The sequence below is a fragment of the Halorubrum orientale genome (assembly GCF_059623105.1).
Map to the genome: position 1 here is coordinate 281,223 of NZ_JBSPSR010000006.1, position 26,194 is coordinate 307,416.

The window sequence follows — 26,194 nt, forward strand, 5'->3', positions numbered from 1 at the left end:
AACTGCGGCCAATCCCCCTATGTTCGAGATACACGCCGACGCCATGTATACGTGGGTCGGGCTGGCGGTCGTGAGTGTCGCCGTCTTCGGCGTCGCCGCCACGCTGCCGACGACGCCACCACCTGACGCAACAGGGCTCGCACACACCGTCGACTCTGTGGCAACCAGTGAGTACGCCGCAACTGCAGAACACGGGCTTGCAGCGGAACGAATCCGGATCACTCCTCATCGAATCGCGATCGCGAGTGACGGCGGCACTGCGAGCGCGACGCTGCGTGGTGCGCCGATAACGCCCGTCCCACCGTCGGTGACGGCTGAGCACGCGCGACTCAGACGGGTACTCGCCGGAGTTCCGCCAGACCGGGTCTTCGACGACCCAACAGCCTTTGCCGATGCAGCGGCGCGGGCGCAGGCGGCTACCCACCGGTGGGGACCGGCACCAGATCGCCTGACCGTCAGAGGGGTCGTATATGGGGGGCATCGTGTCACTCTGGTCGGGTGAGCCGACTGACGGCGTGGACCGAGCCGCTGTAGAGCCGGTTGCCGCACTTGTCGGCGTCCTCGCCGTCAGCGCAGGGCTCGGGCTGTATATTGTCGCTCTCGACGCCGCAACACCGACGCCGACGGAGCGATCGGCCGACACCACACTCGACGTCATGGAGCGAGAGTTGACCGTCGGTGGGATTGTCCGTCCAAGCCGACGGCACGACCTCGAATGGCAGACGCCAGTGACCGTCGAGATCGCGACCGACCGCCGCACCTGGCGGGTCGGGCTGAGTGGAGCAACACCGAGTCCTGCTGGCGAACTCGATCCGCGCGAGGTGGTGATCGAAGCGCGACCAGTGTCCGTCGCCATCAGACCCGGTGAGACGGTCAGGGGACGACTACGCGTGGCGGTGCACCGATGACAAGCACCGTTCTCGACGTGACCGTGCTGCTGCTTTGCGTGTCGGCGAGCGTCGTCGTTCTTGGTGGCGTCGACACCGATCCGACGTCAACGGAGCGTACAGCCGCGGACGCCGCCGACCGACTCGTTACCGAGACGGCGACTGTGAGATATGTCGCCGATAGTGAGAATAACGAAACCCGTTCGGTCCACGCCACGCTCATCGAGTTGCTCATCGCAGCGACAACCGTCGAGCCAGATACCGATGCGACGGCGGCACGGTTTCGATCGCTCGCACTTGAGACGGTGGCAGGCGCACTCGGACCGCGCACGCGAGTCGACGTTCGGCGATCGGTCCGACCGCGCGATCGAGTGGCTTCAGCGACGGACCCCACCGACAACGAGACTGTTGCTGTCGTCGGCAAGGACGTGGCTGCGGTAAGGACCGAGGACGGTGCGACCACTATCGTTAGTGTCGGGCCGAGCCCTCCGCCGGATGCCGACGTCAGTGCGGCCGTCGTGCGTCACCCGACATCGTCGAGACGTGATGGAGAAGAATCACGTCGGGTCATAGTACGAGCGTGGTACCGATGAGTTGGAGCTGGGGCCGACGTCGGTCTCGTCGAACTGGGCGTCGTCGGAGGGCATCGATTGCAGACGACGAACGGGGTCGTGTACCCTTCGCACTGGTTGGGGTGTTGTTGATAGTGAGTGCCTCGACGTACGCGGCCGGGGTCGTCGACCAGGGACTGATAACGGAGGACCGGAGCGTCGACCGGGCGGTCGACCGCGTGGACGCAGACGTGACGGCCGCACTCAGACACGCCGCACGCGAGGCTGCGTACACGGCCGCCGCCGATCCAGTGGTGCGGCCGCCACGAGAGACGCCGGACGAACACGCTACCGGCGAGGCCGCCGTGCGACCGGATACCGCGTTCGAAGACGCCTTTCGGATACGCACGGCACTCGCCGGTCACCGGGCGCTCACCGGGGTAACAGCGTCAGTCGGCGGTGTCACGGCGACTGCGCGGTTCGACCAGCTCACTCCGCCACTTGCTCCCAGTGACCTCGTGACGCTCCGTGAGCAGGTCGAGGTCCAGCCGGCTGCGGACGGGACCGCGACGCGTGTCGTCTTCGAGAACGTGACGATTCGTGCGACGCGCAGCGGCCGAATAGCCGCCGAGCAGACGCGCGATCGACCCGTCGTCGTCGCCGTGCCAACGCTCGCGGCACACAATCGGACCACGCGATTCGAACGACGGTTGAACAACGGACCGGTTGAGGGGCCGGGGTTGGGTCGTCAGCTGACCGCGAGTCTCTATCCGATCACGTGGGCGCGCGGCTACGGCCAGTAACTAACTAAATCATACACAAGACCTTAACAGGTAGCTCTCGACAGGAATAGTATGGGCGATGATACCCCACGATACGACAAGAGAATACACGCTCTTGTCTCGGAACGACAGCATAGCGAATGGAAAGACCTGACGGAAGGTGACGACGCGCCGTATGAGTCGATTTCACAGCTTGTGCGCGTGGCTGTGCAACGAGAGATTGCGGACGAGAATCCAGCCAAGAGCGGGGGCGAGATTCCCGCCGACTTCCAAGAGACGGTGATGGATATGGCCGACACTATCGAAAGTGTCGATACCCGTCTCTCGTCGGTAGAACGCCGTCTGAGCCGAGTCGAAGTCGAGTCCGACGAGGATGCCTTGGACCTACAGGGAAAGGTGCTGAACGCTCTTCCGACCGACGAGAGCAAGGACACCGAAAACGCCGACGAATGGGCCGCCACTGTCCCCGAAGTCTCGTCTCACGTCAAGGCCGAACTGGAAACTGTCGAAGCTATCCTTGACGAACTTGCGGAGGAAACCGGAGCTGTCCAGCGACACTTTGGCGAGCCACACCACGATGGGCGGACTGAATACTACTACCGGAGGGCGTAACGTATGGACATAGACGGGGCCATACACGAACTTGAGCGGTCGAGAGGCAGGCGCTACGCCAAACACGCAGAAGACTTCCGAGCGTGGCTTGACGACAGTGAGACGTATGATGTGAGCGTTTTCGAGGCTTCTGCGGGCCACGTCAAGGCGTACCTCCGACACCTGCGAGACGAGGGGGCGTATCTCCAAGAGGGCGGGCGAGGCTATGCTCCGACCACGCTACACCTCGCCCTCGTCGCTCTCTCGCAACTCTACCAGACGGCAGGCGATTTCGGGGGAGAGGTAGACAATCCCTGCGAGGATGTGACCGTCACGGACCTTGACGGGATTCGGAAAGTCCAATCCCGCAAGTCAGAGGCTATCAGGGGCAAACACGTTGTGCTTGACGACGAGGAAATCCGCGCCCTCTGCGAGAATGTACCCGCCCCCGCTCTCCGCAACGAGCTACTTGTCAAACTTATGCTACAAACTGCCTGTCGGCGGGGAGAGATTCGACATATCAGGCTTCAAGACATAGACCGTAGCAGTCGGAAAATCAAAATATACGGAGAGAAGACCGATGACTACCGAACTGTCCGGTATCAGAATGCCCTCAAACCTCTAATGTCACAGTGGATTGATGTGGACAGGAAAGCCTACGCTGTAGCCGAAAAGTCGCCTTATCTATTCCCGTCACGTCAATCAGACCAAATTTCGACCGACCGAATCGGCTATATCGTCAAACAGGCGGCCAAAAACGCGGGCATACAGGAAGTCCTTGACCATAACGCGGCAGGCCAGCCTATCCATCGAATCACGAGCCACGCCCTTCGTTCAACCGCCCTGACGCGCCTGTTGAACGAGGGTATGAGTACCCGACACCTACAGGAGTATGCCGGTCACAGCCAAGTTTCGCAGACAGAGGAGTACCTGAACCCGACTGACGAGGAAGTGCTTGACGCCCTTGACGAAAGTGGAGATGCTTTCAAATTCTGAGCCTCGCACAAGCTGTCCGAACCCCTTTTTGCCAAGCTGAACCACACCTATAGCTACAGGAACCTGCCAGCAGAGGGTTTCAACCCTTGTGCGAGAGCGGCCAGAAGCCTAACGCTCTGGCGATACGATAGCTCACTTTTTGTGGCCGACGGGTTTGAAATCTCCCGACACAATATCTCTCTCGCCAGATTCACACCCTCGTTTAGATATAGGGGATGCATTTTTATCAACCCCCACTGATGCTACTAATAGAATGCAACGTCGCAAGTATCTCGCAACAATCTCGACAACCGTGAGCGGAGTGGCACTGGCAGGATGTTCAAGTGAGAGTGATGGTGGAGATGGTGGTAGTGATGGTGGAGATAGTGGTAGTGATGGTGGAGATAGTGGCAGTACGTCAGACCCTTCGTCGCAACTGGAGATTTTTGGCCAACTTAGTGGTGATAAGCTCAGTGATGGTATCCTCGCAGCAGACATTGGAATTGAGAACCCTACTGACCAATCTGTTACAGCAGAATTTGTAGCATCAATGACAGTGGCGGACAACCGAGGAGAACTCACCTCAGAGCCTATCCAGAAAACCATTCCATCAAAAGAAGCGCCAAATATCACCCCTGTTTTTCTCGATAATGTGATTAATGACTGGGGAAAATCAACAGGAGTGGTATTTTATGGAGGTAATCTTCAAATCTCAGTCAATGAAGAGCCGAAAAATTTGTCTTGTTTTGATTCTGGAGGTGAAGATTATGAGTCAACATCTGAAGGATGCGAATATTACGGGACATACTCGACTCACGTAGAAGTTGAATATAGTGGAAACTGGGAAGGTGCGATGGGTTCCGGTGGAAGTACAAGAACTGTCAGTAGGAGTAATTCTACTTTTGGAGCGCCACAGGGTGAAGATACGTCCTATGTCCCTATCGACGATGGCGCGAACATCGTCTCAGCTAATGCTCAAAAGCAAGACGATAGTTCTGAAGAACTGACTATACGTATTGTTGATGGGCGTGAAGTTATTGCTGAACAGAGTACCTCTTCGGGGTACGGTGTGGCACAGGTTAGTGAGTCTTTGTAATAGACGGCATAGCCTGTATCGCTTCGACTCGCTGAACCACATACGGGTGAATCGTAACAGAATCACTCTTGCCACCCTTTCCCATATTCCCACTCGCCCGATGGCATATCTTCGATTCTCGCATCATCGGCAACCTTCTGAAACTGTCCAAGGTCATACTGCCGAATCCTATCATCTGACCAGTAGAGGGCGGCCCATATACGAGCGTATTGCCACTCTTCACTGAGACTCCGTACGTCTGTCTCTGAACCAATCTCAGGAATATTGTGACCAATCTCTGGAAGTAGCCTTTCACAATCACCGTCTTTCCTGACTTGGACCGCCTGACTGCAAGGGTTTCTCTCGACTGTGGCAGTTGGATGATTCCGAATGTGTGACTCAATGACTGGCTCGAAAGCAGATTGTATCTGCTCGATAGACTGTGGACAGTCGAGCCAGAGAGCGTAGTGTTTGTGCGAGTAGCCTGTCTTTCGTGGAGCCATCAGCCAGATGCCTGCCCATTGCTCGATGTCGAGCCTGCGCCTCGCACGATAGAGAGCCTGCCGTACAGCATCGGAGCGAAAGCCATCATCGTGCGAGAGTGGGTGGAGCCAGTTGCCTGAACTATCCTTCTCGTCGGCCGTGAGTGAGAGCCAGACCGTCGAGAGGTTGTCCCACTCTACACAGTGGCTATGTACGGCGCTCAGACGAGCGTAGAGGTAGTTTCCGTGCGGTTCGGTGAATCGGGGCGTCTTATCACCTAAGTTCTTGTGTGGCGCACTCTCGGCCAATGAGCGAGTGAACCGTTCCGTAATCTCGTTCCAAGTCTGACCACCTATCTCAATATCTGCGCGATTCGAGTAGTGCGTGTGTGAATAATTCTCATTTGCTGGCAACGAATATCACGAGCCGGAATCGTAGAGAAACCCATCGAAAGATTTATAAGGGTGGTGGCCCTATATGTTATCAGAGAAAATGCCCGTAGCAGCGGGACAGCGGATTTCTCCCCAAAGATTCTATATATTGACTCAGTAAAGGGATTTATATACGCTATTTACTTCATCGATTTGGAATATCGTGGCGGCGCTTTGCCCGAATCTCTCGGCGCTTTCGTTCGGCAGGTGAAATTGAATCATCCTCACGAATATCTCGCACAGAATCGTACTGTGAGAGTTCATCCTCGCTTTTGCCTTCGTCGGCAGTTTCGACAGACTCATTGTAGGCTTTCACGACAGCCTGTTTCATTTCGGCGAGGGTCAGCTCCTCCTCGATTTTGTCACATTCCCGTTCCTCGAAAGGCAGGCGGATATATTTAGAGCCTGACATTAGTTCTCACCCTCATCGAATTGCTCCATATACTCGCGTAGAGCTAAGGCGATGTAACTCCCGTCTGCGATTCTTGAATCCCCACAGAAACGGGGGTCAGCCGCTTTTGCTTCTTGAATAACGTCCTTTTCTTCTGCTTCCATCGTAATATATTGCTTGCTTGACATAGATTTACCTCGTCTAAATCGAAGTAGTGGGAATTGAACCCACAATACACAGCTATCCTTATGCGCCGATTGGAGCAAAGCTGAACAGTATGCAGAGGTGCCTATCTTGCCCCAACCAATACATACTTATGTTATACCTCTTACTACTTAAAGCTTTCGGTTACTGACAACTCTTTTACTACTGTATCGCACCATATTCGTCCCATATGTTGACTTGCCCCAACCCGAATATTACGGATAGCGTGCCTATGACTCCCGCCAGCAATAGAGAGCGGGATTTACGGGGTAGTGGGGCGGCAGGTTCGACGAGAGCGAGCCGAGCGAGCCTGTTTATAACTCTACAAGGGGTATCTCCATATACAGCCTTTTGAGAGATTTTTAGAGTCTCTCCCTGATTCTAAGGGCGCAAATACCCAACAATATACTGAGCGCAAATATTTTTCAGGACAGAGGGTTGTGAGAACCCCATAATGGTGAAATCTGAAAGTGCCGAAATCGGCCAATATAGCAGCCACACAGCAGATATAAAATCGCTGGCGAATTGGCCAAGTATTGTGAACCGATTTTTCTCGACTGTAATAAAAAAAGGAGCCACTTTCCTGCGCGCGAATGTTCTGTTGCTCTCGAACAAAAGCGCGACTAAACAGAGCGTGCGTAACGTCGTCTCACAGGCGGCAGAGGCGGCAGAGACTCGCCCCTATACGACAGGAGGGAGAGGCGAACCTGCCGACATAACTCCGCACACGTATCGCCACAGTGTCGCTTACAGGATGCTCAATCGAGAGGAGGGCAACACGTTGTACGATGTGACGAAACGCCTACGGCACGCAACTATCGTAACTACGGAGCGAGTGTATAGCCACTTCGATAGAGTGTGAGACCCAGATATGAAACGTCTGCAAAGAGTATATAACCTGCCAAACCAGTCTATGAGAGTATGGAAAGGCGGAAATTCCTCTCGGGTGTCGGGACAGGTTCTTTAATTGGCCTTGCCGGTTGTACTGTAGAAGATACTGGAGGAATCAAGGTCACTAATGACACACCAAATGAGAGTACACCTACTCCAACTCAGACCCCACAGGAGACTATTGAAGAGCTATTTAGGTTTTCAGATGAGGCAACGGTAAGCGGAGACCAATTTGCCTTTTATAATGTGCCTGTAAGAGAACAGGCTGAGATTCAATATACAATCTCGGTTGAGGAACAGGAGGGATACGAAGATGAAGGAACCATCAGAGCATTTCTGCTTGACTCCGAGAGCTACATATCACTGCTTCGAGGGTCGAATTATGACGAAACTCAGGGTGGAAGCACAGACACCGTTGCCGATGAGGCGGACATCGTTACCGAGATGAACCCTGGTCTACAGTACCTGATTGTTGAACAGGTGGAGGGACAGAGAGCAACAGATTTCAGTGTTGAATTGAGCGTTGTACAGCGCTTTACATCTCAATCGTCAGACTGTGATATAGCATCAGGTGAACTGTCTGTCGAGCGCTTAGCTGTTGTCCAAAGGCCGCCAGATATGTTTGATTTTAAGTACGAAACACAGTATCACGTAAAATACCGTGGGGAGAGTGAACAGACCTATGAGTCACAAATAGAACTCGTTGGCCCAGGTGATGCTGAGGATGTCCCTGGCGGTTCATTTCTCACACAATCCAGAGATTGTGGAGTTAATTTTGTTGACTCTGTACAGCAGTCTGACGGCTTAGACTATTCAAGCCGTATAGATGCAAATATTAGAGTAACTGAACAGTATGAAGATGATGTACTCGCAGAGACTACCGTTCAGGATATTGAGGTGTGGGATGATATTTATCAGACTTAGTTCTCTGCTTCAAGTATTTCCGAATACAGTGAGACAGCGAAACCAGGTTTTCAATCAATCCCGCTGGCCGCCGAAGCTGATTCTCCAAGCTCATACCATCCTTCGCGCCGAGTGTTTGCCCTTCCACGCAGTTACGCAGGCTGGCGCGAGAGTAAATCTTAACAGGACCTTAACAGAATCTACTTTGTTACGGCCAGTACGGGAAGGTACCCATCCAGAATGTGCTCTCGAACCGGCACACCGAGCTCTCGACGAATGCGGGGATCGTTCGCGTGCAGCGCGACGTGTTCGGCACAAGTGATCCGGATGCACGTGGTGGAGTGGCCGCGGCAACGGCGCGGACAGGTATCACAGATCTGCTCGCGCCGACACCACTCGACGAGGCGGCTTGGAGTGACGCGGTGATCGGGGCACCAGTGCCGGCGTCGGCTGTCGACCGCGACGGGTTCGAGGCCGCCCGATCTCACACCGATACGACGCGGCGCGTCGCTGTCGGGCACGCCGCAGACGTCGCCGCGGTCGAGGTACACGATGCGGTCGAGACGATCGCCCGAAAGAGCCATCGGGTCGAGGCCACACTCGCGGTTGAGGCAAACCGGGTCAGCTACGGCGGTCGGCCACGTCCCCCACATCCCGATCCCTCCGAAGACGGCTGGTCGCGTGTCGACATCGACGTCGAAGAGACGGTCAGTGTGCGTCCAGCCCGCACCGTGCCGAATGCAGTACCGTCGGGGATTGTACGTCCCGGAGAACGGGTCGACTTCGGGAGCGTGAGGCGAACAGTCGTCATCGAACGAACCGTCTCCGCCCGATGGGAGCGGATCATCGAGCAGACATACACGGTCCCGGTAGCGGGTGGGCCACCGGTCACAGCGACCCGAGAAGTCACCGCGGGACTTCGCACGACGCAAGCAAGCACAACCGATCGGTACCGAGTCAAGGTCACGGTACGGGGTGCACACGCCCCGCGCGACGACGCCCCCCAGCGACCCGCGGCAACCTTCGGTGCGGGGAACAGCTATGGCGGGGCGGACCTCGGAGATACGCCGGTAGCGGCCAGAGAAGCTCTCGGAGTCGCGACGGCTGGTTCGGTTGACCGACTCGCCGAGCGTGCGGTTGAGTCGGGTGATATCCGCCGGTCCACGGCCGTGTACGGACAGGCGACACAACGCGCTCACGACCATATCGCGGCCGACCTCGACGACGTCCGAGCCGAGGTCAAAGCGATAGAGACGGACCTCTCGATGGAGTCGATGGCTCAGGGCAAGGCGACGCCGTACACGGAACTCGCCGAGCGGGTGCGGGACCGCCGCCGACAACTGGTAGACACGCCGATGACGTACGACGGTGCGGCGGACCGAGCCAGGGTTGCTGTTCGGGTCGCCTACATTGATGCTGTCCTCTCAGAGCTGTCAGTAGCAAGTGATGAACGCGAGACGACGACGGACGCGCTGTTCGAGCGCGTCGAGGGAGCGCTCGGCGGACCGTCAGTCGGTGAGGTGCTGGCGAGTCGAGAGGCAGCACGGGACGTCGACCCGTACACGGTCGGGGCGGACGGCCCCGGCGGTGCCGTCACCTTCGTTCCAGACGCCGCTCCGGGATACCTCCCGCGAACGGCCGTCGATGGACGGGCCGTTGACGCGGTCGACGGGTCGATACGGCCGCTCGCGACGCGAAACGTGAACTACGTCACCGTGCCGTACAGTGACGTATCGACTGGGATCGTCGACCGGCTGCTCGGCGACGGCGGGCGCGTAGGGATTGGCGTCGCCGGACGGACGCTGCTCGCTGCAGACCGTGCACTCGCCGCTACCCCCGACCCGGACCTCCGGGCCGATAGGAACACGCTTGCAAAGCGCGTTGGTGAGTCACTACGTATCGTCGACCAGGTGCTCGTCGACGCGATAGACGAGCGGACTGACCTGTCACACACACAGCGCCGGGCTGCCGTCTCAGCCGCAGCAGCGAGACACGACGGTGTCGGATCCCAGGCCGTCGCCGTCAGCGATGGCACGTACGTGGAGACAGTCGCCGACCAGGCGTCGCGTCTCGGTGGGCTCACCGCCAGTGAACGTCGCGCACTCGCGGCTCGACTGCGGGTTGCGACGATGACGGCGACCGGCCGTGACGACGTCCGGATCCCCGTGAGCCTCGTTGACGAGCCTACACAGCTCGCTCGCGAGCAGACACGGGCCAAACTAGCCGGAGCCATCGAGATGGGCGCGGAGGCGGCCGTCGCGAACGCCTCCGAACGGTGGGTGCCCAATTCGACGCCTCGGGTTGGTGCTGGGCTTCCCGTGGTACCGGTGCCCGCCTACTGGGTCGCCACGGTAAACGCCTGGCGCGTCCAGGTTCGGGGTGCGTACCCGCGGTTCACGCTCACCGCCGATGTCGGACCGCCAAACCGACAGTTCGAGTACGTCCGCGAGGCGTCGGTGGTGACCACGACCGTCGGCGGTGACACGATTCAGCTGGGGAGAAACGAACCGATGGCGTTCGAAACCGGGACCGTGATCGTCGTCGCGGTGCCACCCGGTCCACCCGGTGTCGGCGACGTCGACGGCACCCGCGACGAGCGATCGCCAGGGTGGTGACGTCGCGGGCAGCCCTGTTGGCACGTGGGTGCCAGCGCGAGCGTGTCGACAGCGTGACCGGTGCCGTTTTGAGCCGTCGAATCTGATCAGAGGTATGTTCCACGAATGCGTCGAGACGGCCACTAGCGGGCCGGATGCTGCCGCTGCGGACGACGCTCTCGAAGCCGACTCGCTGCTGGCGGCGTTCGAAGCGTGCTTACACGAGGCTATAGAGGACGACGACCGCGACCAGATACTCGCGGAGACTGGACTCGACTCGGCCGAGGTTGCGGCGGTCCTCGACGGCGACGTGGCGTCACTCACCGTCGAAGCGGGGGCTGCGGTGCTCGCCACCACTGCCGAGTACGACGCCGACACGATCGTCGCCGAACTCAGAGATCATCTCTTACTGGGAATGGCGACGGCGGTGCTCGACGTCGACACCATCGCCGCCGAGATAGCGGTCGACCTCACCGGACAGGAGGTACAACAGGCGCTCGAAGGCCGCACAGCGATGACGCTCGAACAGCTCGCAGACGTGCTGGCGGTCATCGAGCGCCGAAAGCAATGACGGTCGTCGTCGTCGGCTGTGGGTATATCGGGTGTGCGCTCGCCGGGCAGCTTGCCGAGGCCGGACACGAGGTGGCCGGTGTGCGGCGGTCACCAGACGGGCTCGAGCGCGTCGCGGCGATCGACGACTCGGTTGAGGCGATCCGAGCAGACGCGACGCTGCCGGCCACGCTGGAGTCGCTGCCCGACGCTGATACAGTCGTGTTCGCCGCCAGCGCCGGTGGGCGCGGCGCGGACGTCGCACGCGAGGTCTACGTCGAGGGACTACGGAACGTACTCGAAGAGTACGGCATGCGAGCGGACCCGCCGGACCGGCTCGTGTACACCTCCTCGACCGGGGTCTACGGGGATCACGACGGCGGGTGGGTCAACGAGACGACGCCGATTGACCCGACGACGGCGAAGACGCGCGTACTGGCGACAGCCGAGACGGTTGCGCTGTCGGAAGCGGCGTCGTACGGCATCGACGGGACGGTGGCGCGGTTCGCGGGACTGTATGGGCCAGACCGGTATCGCCTCGAACGGTACATCGAGGGGCCGGTCACCGCCGGCTACCTCAACATGGTCCACCGCGACGACGCAGCCGGCGCGGTGCGGTATCTCCTTGAGGCAGACGTTGCCTGCGGTGAGCCGGTGGTCGTCGTCGACGACGAACCGGTCGATAAACATGTGTTCGCCGACTGGCTCGCTGCGGAGTGTGGCGCCGACGCGCCGCCGAAGCGATCGAAATCGGAGCGGATTGCGGACGGCGACCTCCCGGCGGCAGCGGCGCGGCGGATACGAACGAGCAAGCGGTGTTCGAACGAGAGACTGCGGGCGCTCGGCTACGAGTTCGTGTATCCAACGTTTCGAACGGGATACCGTGCGGCAATCGAGGCGTACCCTGCGTCGGCTTAGGCGAATGCCAGTGAGTCGTCGGCACCCGTGTCGGTGTCTTGTTGTAGCTTCTCGTACGCCTCCAAGAAGTCAGCGTTGGTGACCGTGGTGCGGTCGTCGCGGATAGCGAACATCCCTGCTTCCGTACAGATTGCTTTGATATCGGCACCGGAAGCTTCTTCCACCATCTCTGCAAGCTGCGCAAAGTCGATGCTCTCGGCGAGGTTCATCTTGCGAGTGTGGATCTGGAAGATAATCTCACGGCCGGCAGTGCCCGGCTTCGGCACCTCGATGAGGCGGTCGAACCGCCCGGGGCGCAAGATGGCGGGGTCGAGCATGTCGAAACGGTTGGTGGCGGCGATGATCCGCACCTCGCCACGCTCGTCGAAGCCGTCCATCTCAGAGAGCAACTGCATCATCGTGCGCTGAACCTCGGCATCGCCGGAGGTCTTCGAGTCGGTTCGCTTTGAGGCGATCGCGTCTATCTCGTCGATAAAGATGACCGCTGGCTGGTTCTCACGTGCGACTTCGAACAGGTCGCGCACCAGCTTCGCTCCCTCACCGATGAACTTGTGCACGAGTTCGGAGCCGGCCATCTTGATGAACGTGGCGTCGGTCTCATTGGCGACCGCTTTCGCCAGCATTGTTTTACCCGTACCCGGCGGCCCGTACAGCAAGACGCCGCTCGGCGGGTGGATACCGACGTCTTCGAACATCTCCGGGTGTTCGAGCGGCATCTCGACGGTCTCGCGGACCTCCTGCATCTGGTCTTGCAGGCCACCGATGTCCTCGTAGCTGACGTCCGGCGAGTGTTCAACCTGCATCACGCGTGCCCGAACGTCGGTCTCTTTTTCGAGCTTCTTGACGATTGAAAGCGAGTTGTTGACCGCGACGCGGTCGTCCGGCTCGACCTGTCGGCGCATCTCGGCAGTGATCTCTGTGAGCGCCTCCTGGTTGTTGCCGTGCTGTTTGATCACCGCGCCGTCCTCGGTGAGTTCCTGCACCGTGGCGACGAAAAGCGGCGACTGCTTCAGCTTCTTGTTCTCGTGGGTGAGCCGCTCAAGCTTCTGCTGGTATTTGTTATTCTCGGCGTTGGCATCGAGCAGCTTGTCACGCATTTCCTCGTTTTGCGATTCGAGCACCTCGAGACGGTCCTGAAGCGTCTCGATTTTCTCCTGTCTCGACGCCGACCCCTTGTCGTACGGCATGTCGACGTCGTCGACGGTATCACTCATTGAATTAAGGAAGGCGACTCGCAGATAAGAGGCTTCGGGTGGGGGCACGTTCACGGGTGACCGGCAGACACGGTATTTTCAGCAGTAATAAAAATAGATAGTAAATATTATCTTGCAGCATGAGTGAGTGGTCGTACGAATGAGTGCCACGGATGTCGCCGCCGTCGACGACGAAGCGCCTGCAGACCGATGGGAGCCGATTCGCGACCTCCCGCCGAGCGCAAAGCTTGTCGCGAAGGTCCTTGACTACAACGACACGCTGACACAGAGCGAGCTCGCGGCGGAGACGCTGTTGCCGCCTCGAACTGTTCGGTACGCTCTGTCTCGGCTGGAGGAAGCCGGTGTGATCGACGCGCGGTTCTCGTTTACCGACGCTCGCAAGCGGGTGTACGCGCTCTCGATTTGAGCCGCCGCGGGCGACAGTTCACGTGTAAGGACGCATCAGTGCCGGTATGGTCTCGACAACCGACGTCAAGCGCGCCCTTCGGGCGCTCGCACTACGAACGGACACGACGACGCGCCCGTACACGGCTGTGATCGACGAGGGTGACGCGGCCCGAGACGACCTCCGGCGAGCCGCCGGGTTCATGAGTGCCGTGGGTCTCGATCGGCTCGAACGCGCTGTCGACGCGGCGGCCCGGGCGGGAGACGACAAGTGCGCGGACCGCGGCCTGGAGGCGCTCACCGCGTACCACAGGTTCTGCGATGCCGCTTCTCTGTCGAGACACGGGTCGACATCGACACCCGAACCGAAGTCCGAATGCCAGCCGAACGCCGGCCCTATCGGTCTCCGTGACGCCGATTCAGGTGTGGTCCATCACGGCCCCGGAACCACTAAGCCTCCGACGGGTGAACCATCGGAACGATGACACGGGTGATTCACACCGGCGACACCCACATCGGGTACGCGCAGTACCACTCGCCGGTCAGACGGCAGGACTTCCTCGACGCGTTCGCGGCCGTCGTCGACGACGCGATCGACGGCAATGTCGACGCCGTGGTTCACGCGGGCGACCTCTTTCACGACCGGCGGCCGGCACTGACGGATCTCATGGGAACGATTCGCGTCCTCAGACGGCTCGCGGATGCCGACATTCCGTTTCTCGCAGTCGTTGGTAACCACGAGGCGGCTCGCGGCGGCCAGTGGCTCGATCTTTTTGAGCGGCTCGATCTGGCGACGCGACTCGGCAGCGATCCGATCACGGTCGACGACACCGCATTCTATGGGCTCGATCACGTCCCGGTATCCAGACGTGACGAGCTCACGTACGACTTTGCGCCTCACAACGCGTCGTACGCCACGCTCGTCGCGCACGGCCTCTTCGAGCCCTTCGCGCACGCAGATTGGGACACCGAGGTGGTGCTCGAAGAGAGCGACGTCGCGTTCGACGCGGTGTTGCTCGGCGATAACCACACACCCGGGCGGGCCGAGGTCGCCGACACGTGGGTCACCTATCCGGGATCGACCGAGCGCGCGAGCGCGAGCGAACGCGAAGGACGCGGCTACAACCTTGTTCGGTTCGATGAGGCGGCCGCTGCCGGCGACGACCAGGTCGAGATACGCCGACGGGCGCTCGAGACGCGGCCGTTCGTCTTTGTCGAGGTAGACCTCGACGCCCGCGAGGGGGAGCCGGCGGTCCGTGAGCGCGTGCGCCAACACGACGTGACGGACGCGGTCGTACTCGTCGAGGTGACCGGCGACGGTGACCCGATCACCCCGGCGGCGGTCGAGGCGTTCGCGGCCGACAGGGGCGCGCTCATCGCCCGGGTCTCGGACCGACGGGCGGTCGAGACCGACGAGTCGGTCGACGTCCACTTCGCCGACCCCGAGTCGGCCGTTCGCGAGCGCGTCGAGTCGATGGGGCTCTCTGCGGCCGCCCTCGACGTCGACGACGCGGTTCGATCGACAGGGGTCGCCGACAGTAACGTCCGCGAGACGGTGAAAAACCGGGTGACGGACCAGCTCGACGATCCAGGGGCGTTCGTTACGGCGGACGACACCGCGCCCGCGGAACACGGCGGAGACAACGTCGACGCCGACAACAAGAGTGTCAGCGACGCCGATGAGAGTGAGGAGGTCGACGAGAGTGGGACCGAAGCCGATGAGAGAGAGGAAATCGACGAAGCCGATGGGGAGAGCAGCACGGACGACCCGACAGAGACGAGGCCCACGGACGACCAAGTCTCCATGGAGGACTACCTGTGAGATTCGAGCGGATCCGGCTCAAGAACTTCAAGCCGTACGGTGACGCCGACCTGCGGCTCACGGAGGGCGTCACAGTCATCCACGGCCTCAACGGGAGCGGCAAGTCGTCGCTGCTTGAGGCCTGCTTCTTCGCGCTGTACGGCTCGAAGGCGCTCGAGGGAACCCTCGAAGAGGTCGTTACGAACGGCGAGGACGAAACCGAACTCTCGCTCTGGTTCACCCACGATGGCGTCTCCTACCGCGTCGACCGGAGACTGCGCGAGTACGACGACCGAGTCGATCACGACTGTACACTCGAGGCGACCGACGGCGCGGAGACGACTCGTGACGGAGCGACCGCAGTGCGACGGTTCGTGACGGAGCTGCTCCGGATGGATGCCGACGCCTTCGTCAACTGCGCGTACGTTCGGCAGGGCGAGGTGAACGCGCTGATCAACGCGACACCGAGCCGACGACAGGACATCATCGACGACCTGCTCCAACTCGGTGTCTTAGAGGAGTATCGCGAGCGAGCAGGCGACGCGCGACTGGGCGTCGAAGACGTGTTGAACGCCAAGCGGGCCGTCCTCGAAGAGAAGGAGAGCCGAATCGAGACGAAGGCCGAAGAGGATCCACACGAGCGGCTCAACGGGCTCGAGTCGAAGCTGGCGGACGTCGAGGCGACGATCGATCGGTACGAGACGCAGCGCGAGCGTGCGAAGACATCACGCGACGAGGCCGCGGCAATGCTCGAGACGCACGAAGAGCAGCGCGCCGAGCTCGAGTCGATCGACGAAGAAATCGACGCGATCGAGTCAGCAATACGGGAGACGGAGCGTGAACGCGAGGCGCACCGTGAGGCGATCACCGAGGCACGCGAGGCGGTCGAGGGCGCTACTGACCAGCTCCAAGCACACCTCGAGACGGCCGAGCTCGACGACGCAACCGAGGAGGCGATCGCCGAGCGACGAGCCGAACTCGATGAACGAGCGACCGTGGTGCGTGAGTCGCTCGACGAGAGCCGGGTGAATGCGGAGGCATTTCGCAACCAGGCGGCAAACCTCACGGAGAAGGCGGACGACAGAGTCGAGCGCGCAGAAGAGGTGACGCAAGCGGCTGTCGATCTCGAGGAGGCGGCCGACGAAGCCGAGGCGGAGGCGACCACACACGACGAACGAATCACAGAGCTGCGAAACGAAGCGGAGACGCTCCGAAAGCGGTTCGCGACGGCTGATGTCGAGCGCGATGCGGTCACCGAGCGACTGGAGACCCTCCGCGAACGGCGCGGAGCGGTCCGCGAGCAGATCGCGACGCTATCTGCCGATCGAGAAAACGCGCGAGAGCGAGTCGCAGAAGCCGAAGCGCTGCTCGACGCCGGGAAGTGTCCCACTTGTGGGCAGTCAGTCGACGACGCCCCACACGCGACGGGTATCACGGACGATCGCCAGCAGGTCACCGAGTTATCGAGCGCGCTCGAAGACGCTCGTGATCGCGAGCAGGAGTATGACGACCGGATCGAGCGGATTGAGGCGCTCGTCGAGACGGCATCGCGGCTCGATACCGTCGAGGATCGCATCACGCGGCTGACCGACGAGGCCGAGTCGGTGCGGGCAACCGCCGATGAAAAGCGTTCGTCCGCCGAGGCGAAACGCGAGCGGGCCACCGAGCTCGAGGCGGAAGCGGCCGACCTCCGCGCAGTCGCCAACGACAAGCGCGAGGCGGCCGAGACGGCGGCTGACCGCGTCGGTGAGCTCGAATCCGACCGCGAGTCCATCGAGGCGTCTCGGGAGGCGGTCGAAGCGGTCGAAGACCGGCTCGACCGCATCGACGAGCTGGAGGCGACAGTCGAGCGGCGGCGCGAGAAGCGTGCGGACCTCGACGCGGTAAACGACGAGCGACGCGACCGGCTTGCAGACAAGCGAGCGCGCCGTGACGAGTTACGTGAGGCGGTCGACGAGGAGGCGATCGAAGCGGCCCGTGAGCGGCGAGCGGACGCCGAAGCGTACCTTGAGCGAGTGGACGAGGAACTTGACCGGCTCGACGGCGAGCGAAGCGACCTCCATAGCGCGATCGGAAGCGTTCGCGGCGAGATTGAAGCGCTCGAGACGCTCCGCGAGGAGCGGGACGCGCTCGCCGCTACGGTCGCCGACCTCGAGTCGCTCCACCAGGAGGTCGCCGATCTTGAGTCGACGTACGGTGACCTCCGAGCGGAGCTGCGCCAGCGAAACGTCCGCGAGCTCGAGCGGACGCTCAACGAGACGTTCGAGCTGGTGTACGGCAACGACGCCTACTCACACATCGAGCTTGACGGGCAGTACGCGCTCACCGTCTACCAGAAGGACGGGGAGGCGCTCGACCCTGATCAGCTCTCCGGCGGCGAGCGGGCGTTGTTCAACCTCTCGTTACGCTGTGCGATCTATCGGCTGCTCGCAGAGGGGATCAAGGGGGCGGCGCCCACGCCGCCGTTGATTCTGGACGAGCCGACAGTTTTTCTGGACGCAGGTCACGTCTCACGGCTCGTCGATCTTGTCGAGGAGATGCGCGGGTTCGGCGTCCGACAGATCGTGATCGTAAGCCACGACGACGAGCTCGTCGGTGCCGCAGACGAGCTCGTTACCGTCGAGAAGGATCCACGGACGAACCGGTCGACCGTCACGCGCGCCGAGGCCGTCGGCATAGAGGCGGTATCACTTGGCGACGACTAAATTGGGCTCAGTCACCCTCAGGGTGAGCGTCAACCCCGGGTGATCGGAGCGACGCGATCGCGGTTCTCGCAAGGTCGGTCGCGGCGTACCCACGCCGGCCGTCGACCTCGGTAGAGTCGACTAGTCCGGCGACCTGTAGCTCCGTGAGCCGTCCGTGGAGGTCAGACTCACACAGGTCGTACGTGTCGAGGACGGTAATCGCCGCAAGCGGGCCCCGGTCGACGAGCTCGATGAGGAGGCCGAGCGTCTCGTCGTCGTGAACCGCCCGAATCGTTCGTCGAACCGGTTCGTCGACAGCGCCAGCGGCGGTCGACAGCGGAGAAGCATCATCGATCACCTCCAGGTCACTGTTTGGTACGTAGCGCTCTTCGCCCGTCTCAGGGTCACGGACTCGACTCGAATCACTCGACCGCTTGAGGAGGAGATACGCAGTTCCATCCGTGTCTTGGACCGTTCGCATGGGATATTTGAATCCAGTGAGACGTATTACCGTTCCGGGAAGTCTTCTTCGGCCGGGTCGTCGACCGAGTCCTCATCGGCCAAGTCGTCGCTCGGGTCCTCATCGGCCGGGTCGTCCGTCGCGACGGCTTCTGGCTCTGCATGCTCGTCCGCGGGCTCGCGCGACTGGTCCCACGCCCGCCACGTTTGGTAGGTTCGTGCCCCGGCAAGAACCCCAACAAAGAGCAGGAGCGCACCGACCTGGGTCATCCCCTCGAAGTACCATACCATCGGACCGAGCGCGACGAGGAGTACCGCGACGTTCGCGTAGATGACGGCAGCGACGAACGCGCTCAGGGTGTTGTTGTCGAGGTCGCTCGCGCCAGAGAAGTCGCCGCCGTCGTCGAACGTCTTCACGCTCGGCGCCTTCGGGATGTCGGGGCGGAGCTCACGCTCGGCGTCGGACGGTTCACCGAACGGGACCTCGCCCTCGTCCTCTTCGTCGACGGGTAACACACGATACAAAACGGGACGACAGGGGAAAGTCGTTGTGTCCGGCAGTCGATGGCGCGTCGAAGCGGTCGGTGGTCCGACGATCGGTCAGGTCGCGTCGGCGAGCGGGATCGTCTGTGTCGCCTCGACCCACGCGAGCGGGTTGCCGGTGTCGAAAAACACCACGCTGCCGTCGTCTTCGTACGCCTCTACCTCGGCGGCTGCCGCCTGGAGGGTTCCGGAGCGGTGCGTCGGGTCGTCCCGGCGAGGGGTCGATGACATGGGCTGTGATAAGTACTCACACGGTATATGTGTTTCCGTGAGACCACGTGCCTGTTGGGTGCTGACACAGTGGACGAACGGCGGAGTCGATTCTCCGTCGGCCCGAACGCCGAGCTTTTTAGCGAGGTACGCACAAAGAACGGTATGACTCAGTCGGGGCTTTCGGACTTCTCTGCGCCCGGGGGGGCGACCGGCGACGGATCCGACGCGAGCCGGGACGACCTTGCTACCGAGGAGGCGAAGGTCGTCGCAGGCGGCGGACACGGACGCGTCAGTGACGTCGTCGACGTCGACGAGGCGGCCTTTCCGTCGTCGGCCGGTACCGTCGAGCTGCTGATCACCCAGATCGATTACACCGTCGAGGGGTATGGTGACGACGAGTATCCCGTCATCCACGTGTTTGGGCGTCGACCGGTCCCCGACGACGACGACGTCGCAGAACACGTCCGCGTACTCGGTGTCGAACCGTATTTTTATGTCCCCACAGCAGAGCTCAACGCCGACCCGGTAGACGTGCACGATGCCGTCATCGGCACTCGTGAGGCAGACCCGGACGGAAACACGTACCGGAGCATTCGCGGGGAGCCGCTCACGCGAATCGTGACACGGACGCCCCGTGACGTGGGGAGCATCCGCGACGAGTTCGAGACAACCTTCGAAGCCGATATTCGCTTTCCCAACCGGTTCCTGGTCGACAACGGGCTCAACGGCGGACTCCGCGTCGAGGAGCGCCGGCTTGACGACGACACAGGGACAATACAGGTCCACGAAGGACACCTCGAGCCAACCGACGTCGACGCCGAACTCCGGGTGAACACCTTCGACATCGAGGTCGACGACCGTCGCGGATTCCCCGAGGACGGCGAAGAGCCGATCATTTGTCTCACCAGTCACGACTCCTACGACGACGAGTACGTCGTCTGGCTGTACGAAGCGCCCGACGCAACAGCCGCGTCGCCGACCGATCTCCCCGGGTACGAGGGAATCGGCGACGACACCGTTACGCTCGATGTGCGAACCTATGAGACGGAGGCGGCCATGCTCGACGCGTTCGTGGCGTACCTCGGTGAGACGGACCCCGACCTCGCGACGGGGTGGAACTTTGAGGACTTTGACGCACCGTACCTGCTCGACCGCCTGGAGGTCCTCGACGAACGCACTGGGGAGTACGACCTCTCGATCGAACGGCTCTCGCGCGTCGACGAGGTGTGGCGGTCCGGCTGGGGCGGTCCGAATATCAAGGGGCTCGTCGTGTTTGACCTGCTGTACGCGTACAAGCGGACGATGTTCACCGAACTCGAGTCGTATCGGCTCGACGCAGTTGGCGAACGCGAGCTCGGCGTCGGCAAAGAGCGATACGCCGGCGACATCGGCGACCTCTGGGAGCAGGACCCAGAACGGTTATTGGAGTACAGCGTTCGGGACGTGGAGCTCTGTGTCGAAATCGACCGGAAACAGGACGTAATCGCCTTCTGGGACGAGGTGCGCACCTTCGTTGGGTGTACGATCGAGGACGCACCGACCCCCGGTGACACCGTCGACATGTACGTCCTCCACAAGGCGTTCGGGAAGTTCGCGCTCCCGACGAAGGGCCAACAGGAATCGGAGGACTTCGAGGGCGGTGCCGTCTTCGACCCGATTACGGGCGTCAAAGAGATGGTGACGGTTCAGGACCTGAAGTCGCTGTACCCCATGTGTATGGTGACAATCAACGCCGGTCCGGAGACGAAAGTTGACCCCGACGCGTACGACGGCGAGACGTACATCGCACCCAACGGGACGCACTTTCGGAAGGAGCCGGACGGCATCATGCGCGAGATGGTCGACGAGCTGCTCTCTGAGCGCGAAGAAAAGAAGACGCTCCGGAACGACCACGACCCCGGCACCGAGCCGTACGAACAGTACGATCGACAGCAAGGAGCTGTCAAGGTTATTATGAACTGCTTCACGCCGGACACCGAGGTCGTGACCCCTGACGGCGTTCGGCCGATCACAGAGCTGGAGGTCGGCGACGCCGTGTACTCGCTCGACCCCGATACGGAGGAGATGGAGGTGAAGACCGTCGAGGAGACTCATGCGTACCCCGACTACCGAGGCGAACTCGTCGACGTCGAGACCTCGAAGATCGACTTCCGAGTGACGCCGAACCACCGGATGCTCGTCCGGAAGAACGAGACGAATGGGATCACCGAGGACGGGTACGGGTTCGTCGAGGCCGGCGATCTCGATCGGGCGACCAACTACGAACTCCCCCACGACTGGGACGGGCCGGACGGGGAACGGGTCGACGAGGTCGACCTGATCGATCTCGTCGACGGCGAGTACGAGGTGTGGGTCCGACCGAGCGTCCACGGTCGCGCGTTCACCGCCGAGCTCGGCTGGTCGCCACGCCGGGTCCCGAAGGCGGACCTCGGGCAGACCGGGTACGTGTTCACCGCCTCGGAGTTCGAGGAACACCGCGAGTACATCGAATCGGTGTGCCAGACGAGCTTCGTCCACCGCGAATCCGGTCGGAAGTGGATCCCGCGGACGTTCGACGGCGACGACTTCCTTGAACTGCTCGCGTGGTACGTCACGGAGGGGAACGTGTACACGTCGACGGAGAAGCGGTTCGGCGAGAACCTCCGCGGCTCCGCGACCACGATACAAATAGCGCAGGACGCCGTGCCGGACGGCGGCGACTCCGATCACGAGACGATCGGTCAGCTCCTCGACCGGATGGAACTGGACTACTACGTCGACGAGCGCAGCTATCAGTTCACCTCTGAGCTGCTCGGGGACCTCCTCCGAGAGCGCTGCGGCGACGGCAGCTTCGAGAAGCGGATCCCGGACCGCGTCTTCGAGGCGACAAGGGCGCAGAAACGCGGGTTCTTGGAGATCCTGATCGACGGTGATGGGGACCGTCAGACGGGGTCGTGGCGGTACACGACGTCGAGCGAGGAGTTGCGGGACGACGTGCTCCGCCTGTGTGCGCACCTCGGACTCACCGCGAACTACACCCGCGACAGCGGAAGCTGGCGGATTTACGTCACGGAGGGCGGGAAGAACACTCTCCGGATGAATCGGAGCGGGTCCCGGAGCGAGGCCGACGACGGCGTCTACTGCGTGACCGTCGAGGACAACCACACGCTCCTCGCAGGGCGGAACGGAAAGTTCCAGTTCGTCGGGCAGTCGCTCTACGGCGTAACGGGGTGGGATCGGTTCCGACTCTACGACAAGGAGGGGGCGGCGGCCGTTACGGCGACCGGCCGGAAGGTGATCGACTTCACCGAGGAGGCGGCGAACGAACTCGGCCACGAAGTCGCGTACGGGGACAGCGTCACCGGCGACAGGCCCGTCGTCGTACGTGATCCGGATGGAATCGTTCGAGTCCTCCCGATCGCTGACCTCTTCGGACACTCGGACGCAACGGCGAGCGAAGACGTGATTATCACCGCCGACGGCGGGCCGATCACTTCGGCGTCGGTCGGCAAGGAACGACGCCGTGCGGACGGCTGGGAGGCGCTTTCGGTGACAGAGGATAGTGAACCAGAGTGGCAGCCGATCGAGCAGGTGATCCGACACGAGACCGACAAACCGGTCGTCAAACTCCAACACAAGTTCGGCGAGTCGACGACGACCAGAGACCACTCGTACGTCGTCGAAGAAGACGGCAACCTCGTCGAAACGAAGCCGGAAGATGTCGAAGAGCCGCTTCGAGTGCCCGGTCTCCCCGAGGTCGAAACGCTGGGGGAGATCGACGTGTACGACGTGTTAGAGGGGTACACACGAGAGTACGAGGACGGCCGAAGCGTCGGGAGCGAGAACGCGAAGACGAAGGTCAAACGAGTCCACGCGAACGACAACTGGGTCTGGTTCGGCCACAGCCATCACGATGCGATAGAGAGGAGCATCAAGATACGGCGATACATCGATTTGAACGCCGAAGACGGAAGGGCGCTCGTCCGTTTGCTCGCCGCGTATGTTACCGAGGGGAGTGCGTCGACGGTCGAAACGACTGATTCCAGGTTCGGCGCTAGCATCGCCGAATCCAGAACGGAGTGGCTGGAGGGGCTTCGTGAGGACTACGAGCGTCTGTTTGACGGGGCAAACGCGAGCGTCATCTCATCGGACACATCTGACGAGCGGACCATCGAGTACGAAACGAACGGTGGAGGTCAGTCGGTTACGTACAACGAGGGCACGCACAAGCTCCAGATGATGAACGAACTATCGGCGGTGTTCTTCCGTGAATTTGCTGGACAAACGTCGCGTGGGAAGCGTATTCCTGGGTTCGTGTTCAATCTTCCCGAAGATCTCCAACGGCTCTTTGTCGACGTGCTCGTTGAGGGCGACGGATCGCGTGAGTTCCCGCGGTACTCGGCCGAGTACTGTGAGCGAAACTTCGACTTCGAGACGACGAGCCGGGAACTCGCAGCAGGCCTCTCGACGCTTCTCACCCAGCAGGGGGAGAAACACTCGCTAAAATACAGGGAAGACAAAGGGAGCTACACGATTCGGACGTGTGAGTACTACCGCAGCGGTCAGGACCCTGTCGTCAAGGAAGTAGATCACAACGGGTACGTGTACGACCTCAGCGTTGCCGAAAATCAAAACTTCGTCGACGGCGTCGGCGGGATCGTTCTCCACAACACCGACTCTGTCATGCTGTCTCTCGGACAAGAAGTAAACAAAGGAGATGCTATCGAGACCTCCTTCGACATACAAGCCCACATCAACGAGCGCTACGACGACTTCGCGCGCGACGAGCTGAACGCCGACTCGCACCGCTTCCAGATCGAATTCGAGAAGCTCTACCGCCGGTTCTTCCAGGCTGGTAAGAAGAAGCGATACGCCGGCCACATCATCTGGAAGGAGGGCAAAGACGTCGACGACATCGACATCACCGGCTTCGAGTACAAGCGGTCCGACATCGCCGGCATCACGAAGGAGGTCCAACAGCACGTCATCGAGACGATCGTCACGGGCGACGACATCAACGAGGACCTCGAGACGGTAAAGACGTACCTCGCAGAAGTCATCGATAACTTCCTCGTTGGGAACGTCGACGTCGAAGAAGTCGGGATCCCAGGCGGGATCGGCAAGAAGCTCGACGCCTACGAGACGCCGACGGCACAGGTCCGTGGCGCACAGTACGCCAACGAACTGTTGGGGACGAACTTCGGGAGCGGGTCGAAGCCGAAGCGACTCTACCTCTCGAAGGTCCACCCGGACTTCTGGCAGCGGATGGAGAAAGAGGAGGGACTCGACCCACAGCGGAACGGGCTCTACGGAGAGTTCAAACGCGACCCGGACGTGATTTGTTTCGAGTATGCCGATCAGATCCCCGAGGAGTTCGAGATCGACTGGGAGAAGATGCTCGAGAAGACACTAAAAGGGCCAATCGAGCGGGTCATCGAGGCGCTCGGGACGTCTTGGGAGGAGGTCAAGACGGGCCAAGAGCAGACCGGACTCGGCTCGTTTATGTGAGGTGAGAAACTCGGGTTTTCGTCCGTGAAAGAAATCTTCTCGAAAGTGTGATTTTCGACGGAGAATCCGTAACTATTAACGTCGAGAGCCCCCATCATAGAGACACGAGGCACATCACCACAGATGGCAACTCTCGAGATTACGAACCTACACGCACGAGTCGCAGAAGAGGGCGGTGAACGGATTCTTCGCGGTGTCGACCTCGAGGTCGAGTCCGGCGAGATCCACGCGCTTATGGGACCAAACGGCTCCGGGAAGTCGACGACCGCGAAGGTCATTGCCGGCCACCCAGCGTACGAAGTCACAGACGGCAGCGTCGCGCTTCACCTCAAAGAGGCTGACGTCGAAGATATCGACGTCGAACTCGACGACGAAGACTACCACTGGGAACTGCTCGATCTCGAACCGAACGAGCGCGCCGCACTCGGCATCTTCCTCGGGTTCCAGTACCCAGCCGAGATTGAAGGCGTCACCATGACGAACTTCCTTCGACAGGCGCTCAACGCGAAGGCCGACGAGCGCGAGGAGCTCTTCGAGGACGAAGACGAAGAGGAAGCCGAAGCCGACGACGCGGGCTACGACACCTCCCCAATGGAGGGTCCCGCAGACGACGGCGAGATCGGCGTCGCAGAGTTCCAGGAGATCCTCTCAGAGAAGATGGAGCTCCTGGATATGGACGAGAAGTTCATGCAGCGCTACCTCAACGCCGGCTTCTCCGGCGGTGAGAAGAAACAGAACGAAGTCCTCCAAGCGGCGATGCTCGAGCCCGCGGTCGCGGTGCTTGACGAGATCGACTCCGGACTCGACATCGACCGGCTCCAGGACGTCTCGAAGGGCATCAACGCGCTTCGAGACGAGCAGGGAACCGGTATCCTCCAGATTACCCACTACCAGCGCATCCTCGACTACGTCGAGCCAGACCGCGTCCATGTGATGCTCGACGGCGAGGTCGCAAAAAGCGGTGGTCCCGAGCTCGCAGAGAAGCTCGAGGACGAGGGGTACGACTGGGTCCGTGAGGACGTCTACGAGGCAGCGTAAGTAACCAGCTGACCACGATACACACATATGAGTTCACAAGATCACCTGAAAGAGACAGACACCGAGGCACGCTTCGAGTTCAAAAAAGAGGAGAACTCCGCATTTAGAAGCGAGCGTGGCCTCGACGAGGAGACGATCCGCGTCAT

Annotated in this window: 23 protein-coding genes and 2 pseudogenes; 18 read left to right on the forward strand and 7 right to left on the reverse strand. The window is 60.9% G+C overall.

Features of this window, described 5'->3' with window-relative positions:
* Positions 1–19 precede the first annotated feature (19 nt).
* The 7 genes and pseudogenes from ACWUI7_RS08215 to ACWUI7_RS08245 all read left to right on the forward strand — a co-directional run bounded on the left by ACWUI7_RS08215 (position 20) and on the right by ACWUI7_RS08245 (position 4,882).
* Positions 20–502, forward strand: coding sequence for a DUF7283 family protein (locus ACWUI7_RS08215; protein ID WP_496641734.1), 483 nt, complete (start codon positions 20–22; stop codon positions 500–502).
* Positions 483–908, forward strand: a complete 426-nt coding sequence (locus ACWUI7_RS08220) for a DUF7285 family protein (RefSeq protein ID WP_496641735.1) — start codon at positions 483–485, stop codon at positions 906–908. The genes ACWUI7_RS08215 and ACWUI7_RS08220 overlap by 20 nt, the downstream gene beginning before the upstream one ends.
* Entirely contained in the window at positions 905–1,480 is a 576-nt protein-coding gene (locus ACWUI7_RS08225; RefSeq protein ID WP_496641736.1) for a DUF7284 family protein, read from the forward strand. The genes ACWUI7_RS08220 and ACWUI7_RS08225 overlap by 4 nt, the downstream gene beginning before the upstream one ends.
* Positions 1,477–2,238: pseudogene (locus ACWUI7_RS08230) on the forward strand (DUF7286 family protein); the annotation flags it as partial. The gene ACWUI7_RS08225 and the pseudogene ACWUI7_RS08230, both read left to right, overlap by 4 nt.
* A 54-nt stretch (positions 2,239–2,292) precedes the next feature.
* Positions 2,293–2,832, forward strand: a complete 540-nt coding sequence (locus tag ACWUI7_RS08235) for a hypothetical protein (RefSeq protein ID WP_496641737.1) — start codon at positions 2,293–2,295, stop codon at positions 2,830–2,832.
* Positions 2,833–2,835: 3 nt separating this feature from the next.
* Positions 2,836–3,807 carry a tyrosine-type recombinase/integrase gene (locus tag ACWUI7_RS08240; protein WP_496641738.1) on the forward strand — a complete coding sequence of 324 codons (972 nt, stop codon included), beginning with the start codon at positions 2,836–2,838 and terminating at the stop codon, positions 3,805–3,807.
* A gap of 253 nt (positions 3,808–4,060) precedes the next feature.
* Complete coding sequence (locus ACWUI7_RS08245) at positions 4,061–4,882, forward strand: hypothetical protein (protein WP_496641739.1); 822 nt, start codon at positions 4,061–4,063, stop codon at positions 4,880–4,882.
* A gap of 62 nt (positions 4,883–4,944) precedes the next feature.
* Here the strand turns inward: ACWUI7_RS08245 and ACWUI7_RS08250 are convergent, their stop codons facing one another.
* The 3 genes from ACWUI7_RS08250 to ACWUI7_RS08260 form a co-directional block, all read right to left on the reverse strand.
* Entirely contained in the window at positions 4,945–5,757 is an 813-nt protein-coding gene (locus ACWUI7_RS08250; protein ID WP_496641740.1) for a hypothetical protein, read from the reverse strand.
* A 163-nt stretch (positions 5,758–5,920) separates the two neighbouring features.
* A complete protein-coding gene (locus tag ACWUI7_RS08255; protein WP_496641741.1) occupies positions 5,921–6,187 on the reverse strand; it encodes a hypothetical protein in 267 nt (88 codons plus the stop codon).
* Entirely contained in the window at positions 6,187–6,354 is a 168-nt protein-coding gene (locus tag ACWUI7_RS08260) for a hypothetical protein (protein WP_496641742.1), read from the reverse strand. Before ACWUI7_RS08260 ends, ACWUI7_RS08255 begins: the two co-directional genes overlap by 1 nt.
* A gap of 470 nt (positions 6,355–6,824) precedes the next feature.
* Here ACWUI7_RS08260 and ACWUI7_RS08265 point away from each other — a divergent pair, with 470 nt between their 5' ends.
* The 5 genes and pseudogenes from ACWUI7_RS08265 to ACWUI7_RS08285 all read left to right on the forward strand — a co-directional run bounded on the left by ACWUI7_RS08265 (position 6,825) and on the right by ACWUI7_RS08285 (position 12,225).
* The gene (locus tag ACWUI7_RS08265) at positions 6,825–7,232 is read left to right on the forward strand and encodes a tyrosine-type recombinase/integrase (RefSeq protein ID WP_496641743.1); all 408 of its coding nucleotides are present in this window, start codon (positions 6,825–6,827) and stop codon (positions 7,230–7,232) included.
* 59 nt (positions 7,233–7,291) lie between these two features.
* Positions 7,292–8,185, forward strand: coding sequence for a hypothetical protein (locus ACWUI7_RS08270; RefSeq protein ID WP_496641744.1), 894 nt, complete (start codon positions 7,292–7,294; stop codon positions 8,183–8,185).
* A 200-nt stretch (positions 8,186–8,385) separates the two neighbouring features.
* Positions 8,386–10,779 (forward strand): annotated as a pseudogene (locus ACWUI7_RS08275) (DUF7286 family protein); the annotation flags it as partial.
* Between the two features lie 94 nt (positions 10,780–10,873).
* Positions 10,874–11,329 (forward strand): DUF5791 family protein, encoded by a 456-nt coding sequence (locus ACWUI7_RS08280; protein ID WP_496641745.1) that lies wholly within the window; start codon positions 10,874–10,876, stop codon positions 11,327–11,329.
* Positions 11,326–12,225: an NAD-dependent epimerase/dehydratase family protein gene (locus ACWUI7_RS08285; RefSeq protein ID WP_496641746.1), complete on the forward strand. Its 900-nt coding sequence runs from the start codon at positions 11,326–11,328 to the stop codon at positions 12,223–12,225. The genes ACWUI7_RS08280 and ACWUI7_RS08285 overlap by 4 nt, the downstream gene beginning before the upstream one ends.
* On the opposite strand, the gene pan1 is transcribed toward ACWUI7_RS08285, so the two are convergent.
* Positions 12,222–13,439, reverse strand: a complete 1,218-nt coding sequence (pan1, locus tag ACWUI7_RS08290) for a proteasome-activating nucleotidase Pan1 (protein ID WP_496641747.1) — start codon at positions 13,437–13,439, stop codon at positions 12,222–12,224. The genes ACWUI7_RS08285 and pan1 overlap by 4 nt on opposite strands.
* 139 nt (positions 13,440–13,578) lie before the next feature.
* On the opposite strand from pan1, the gene ACWUI7_RS08295 reads away from it, so the two are divergent.
* The 4 genes from ACWUI7_RS08295 to rad50 are packed head-to-tail and all read left to right on the forward strand — an operon-like array spanning position 13,579 to position 18,329.
* Entirely contained in the window at positions 13,579–13,845 is a 267-nt protein-coding gene (locus ACWUI7_RS08295) for a MarR family transcriptional regulator (protein ID WP_496641748.1), read from the forward strand.
* A 46-nt stretch (positions 13,846–13,891) separates the two neighbouring features.
* A complete protein-coding gene (locus ACWUI7_RS08300) occupies positions 13,892–14,308 on the forward strand; it encodes a DUF7966 family protein (RefSeq protein WP_496641749.1) in 417 nt (138 codons plus the stop codon).
* A complete protein-coding gene (mre11, locus tag ACWUI7_RS08305) occupies positions 14,305–15,645 on the forward strand; it encodes a DNA double-strand break repair protein Mre11 (RefSeq protein ID WP_496641750.1) in 1,341 nt (446 codons plus the stop codon). The genes ACWUI7_RS08300 and mre11 overlap by 4 nt, the downstream gene beginning before the upstream one ends.
* Positions 15,642–18,329 (forward strand): DNA double-strand break repair ATPase Rad50, encoded by a 2,688-nt coding sequence (rad50, locus tag ACWUI7_RS08310; RefSeq protein WP_496641751.1) that lies wholly within the window; start codon positions 15,642–15,644, stop codon positions 18,327–18,329. Before mre11 ends, rad50 begins: the two co-directional genes overlap by 4 nt.
* Positions 18,330–18,336: 7 nt before the next feature.
* Here rad50 and ACWUI7_RS08315 read toward each other — a convergent pair whose 3' ends face one another.
* The 3 genes from ACWUI7_RS08315 to ACWUI7_RS08325 form a co-directional block, all read right to left on the reverse strand.
* Positions 18,337–18,789, reverse strand: a complete 453-nt coding sequence (locus tag ACWUI7_RS08315) for a DUF7346 family protein (RefSeq protein WP_496641752.1) — start codon at positions 18,787–18,789, stop codon at positions 18,337–18,339.
* Positions 18,790–18,815: 26 nt separating this feature from the next.
* On the reverse strand, positions 18,816–19,283 hold the full coding sequence (locus tag ACWUI7_RS08320; protein ID WP_496641753.1) for a DUF7322 domain-containing protein: 468 nt from the start codon (positions 19,281–19,283) through the stop codon (positions 18,816–18,818).
* Between the two features lie 84 nt (positions 19,284–19,367).
* The gene (locus ACWUI7_RS08325) at positions 19,368–19,541 is read right to left on the reverse strand and encodes a DUF7331 family protein (RefSeq protein WP_496641754.1); all 174 of its coding nucleotides are present in this window, start codon (positions 19,539–19,541) and stop codon (positions 19,368–19,370) included.
* Between the two features lie 144 nt (positions 19,542–19,685).
* On the opposite strand from ACWUI7_RS08325, the gene ACWUI7_RS08330 reads away from it, so the two are divergent.
* Both ACWUI7_RS08330 and ACWUI7_RS08335 read left to right on the forward strand, forming a co-directional pair.
* On the forward strand, positions 19,686–25,010 hold the full coding sequence (locus tag ACWUI7_RS08330) for a DNA polymerase domain-containing protein (RefSeq protein WP_496641755.1): 5,325 nt from the start codon (positions 19,686–19,688) through the stop codon (positions 25,008–25,010).
* 123 nt (positions 25,011–25,133) lie between these two features.
* The gene (locus ACWUI7_RS08335) at positions 25,134–26,048 is read left to right on the forward strand and encodes an ABC transporter ATP-binding protein (protein WP_496641756.1); all 915 of its coding nucleotides are present in this window, start codon (positions 25,134–25,136) and stop codon (positions 26,046–26,048) included.
* Positions 26,049–26,194: the final 146 nt, after the last annotated feature.

What these genes read in the sequence shown, in the direction of transcription:
- mre11 (WP_496641750.1), top strand. Translation starts at nt 14,305, where the DNA reads ATGACACGGGTGATTCACACCGGCGACACCCACATCGGGTACGCGCAG.
- ACWUI7_RS08260 (WP_496641742.1), bottom strand. Translation starts at nt 6,354, where the DNA reads ATGTCAAGCAAGCAATATATTACGATGGAAGCAGAAGAAAAGGACGTT.
- ACWUI7_RS08295 (WP_496641748.1), top strand. Translation starts at nt 13,579, where the DNA reads ATGAGTGCCACGGATGTCGCCGCCGTCGACGACGAAGCGCCTGCAGAC.
- ACWUI7_RS08285 (WP_496641746.1), top strand. Translation starts at nt 11,326, where the DNA reads ATGACGGTCGTCGTCGTCGGCTGTGGGTATATCGGGTGTGCGCTCGCC.
- pan1 (WP_496641747.1), bottom strand. Translation starts at nt 13,439, where the DNA reads ATGAGTGATACCGTCGACGACGTCGACATGCCGTACGACAAGGGGTCG.
- ACWUI7_RS08255 (WP_496641741.1), bottom strand. Translation starts at nt 6,187, where the DNA reads ATGTCAGGCTCTAAATATATCCGCCTGCCTTTCGAGGAACGGGAATGT.
- ACWUI7_RS08235 (WP_496641737.1), top strand. Translation starts at nt 2,293, where the DNA reads ATGGGCGATGATACCCCACGATACGACAAGAGAATACACGCTCTTGTC.
- ACWUI7_RS08270 (WP_496641744.1), top strand. Translation starts at nt 7,292, where the DNA reads ATGGAAAGGCGGAAATTCCTCTCGGGTGTCGGGACAGGTTCTTTAATT.
- ACWUI7_RS08225 (WP_496641736.1), top strand. Translation starts at nt 905, where the DNA reads ATGACAAGCACCGTTCTCGACGTGACCGTGCTGCTGCTTTGCGTGTCG.
- ACWUI7_RS08315 (WP_496641752.1), bottom strand. Translation starts at nt 18,789, where the DNA reads ATGCGAACGGTCCAAGACACGGATGGAACTGCGTATCTCCTCCTCAAG.
- ACWUI7_RS08300 (WP_496641749.1), top strand. Translation starts at nt 13,892, where the DNA reads ATGGTCTCGACAACCGACGTCAAGCGCGCCCTTCGGGCGCTCGCACTA.
- ACWUI7_RS08240 (WP_496641738.1), top strand. Translation starts at nt 2,836, where the DNA reads ATGGACATAGACGGGGCCATACACGAACTTGAGCGGTCGAGAGGCAGG.
- ACWUI7_RS08335 (WP_496641756.1), top strand. Translation starts at nt 25,134, where the DNA reads ATGGCAACTCTCGAGATTACGAACCTACACGCACGAGTCGCAGAAGAG.
- ACWUI7_RS08265 (WP_496641743.1), top strand. Translation starts at nt 6,825, where the DNA reads ATGGTGAAATCTGAAAGTGCCGAAATCGGCCAATATAGCAGCCACACA.
- ACWUI7_RS08280 (WP_496641745.1), top strand. Translation starts at nt 10,874, where the DNA reads ATGTTCCACGAATGCGTCGAGACGGCCACTAGCGGGCCGGATGCTGCC.
- ACWUI7_RS08330 (WP_496641755.1), top strand. Translation starts at nt 19,686, where the DNA reads ATGACTCAGTCGGGGCTTTCGGACTTCTCTGCGCCCGGGGGGGCGACC.
- ACWUI7_RS08245 (WP_496641739.1), top strand. Translation starts at nt 4,061, where the DNA reads ATGCAACGTCGCAAGTATCTCGCAACAATCTCGACAACCGTGAGCGGA.
- ACWUI7_RS08215 (WP_496641734.1), top strand. Translation starts at nt 20, where the DNA reads ATGTTCGAGATACACGCCGACGCCATGTATACGTGGGTCGGGCTGGCG.
- ACWUI7_RS08325 (WP_496641754.1), bottom strand. Translation starts at nt 19,541, where the DNA reads ATGTCATCGACCCCTCGCCGGGACGACCCGACGCACCGCTCCGGAACC.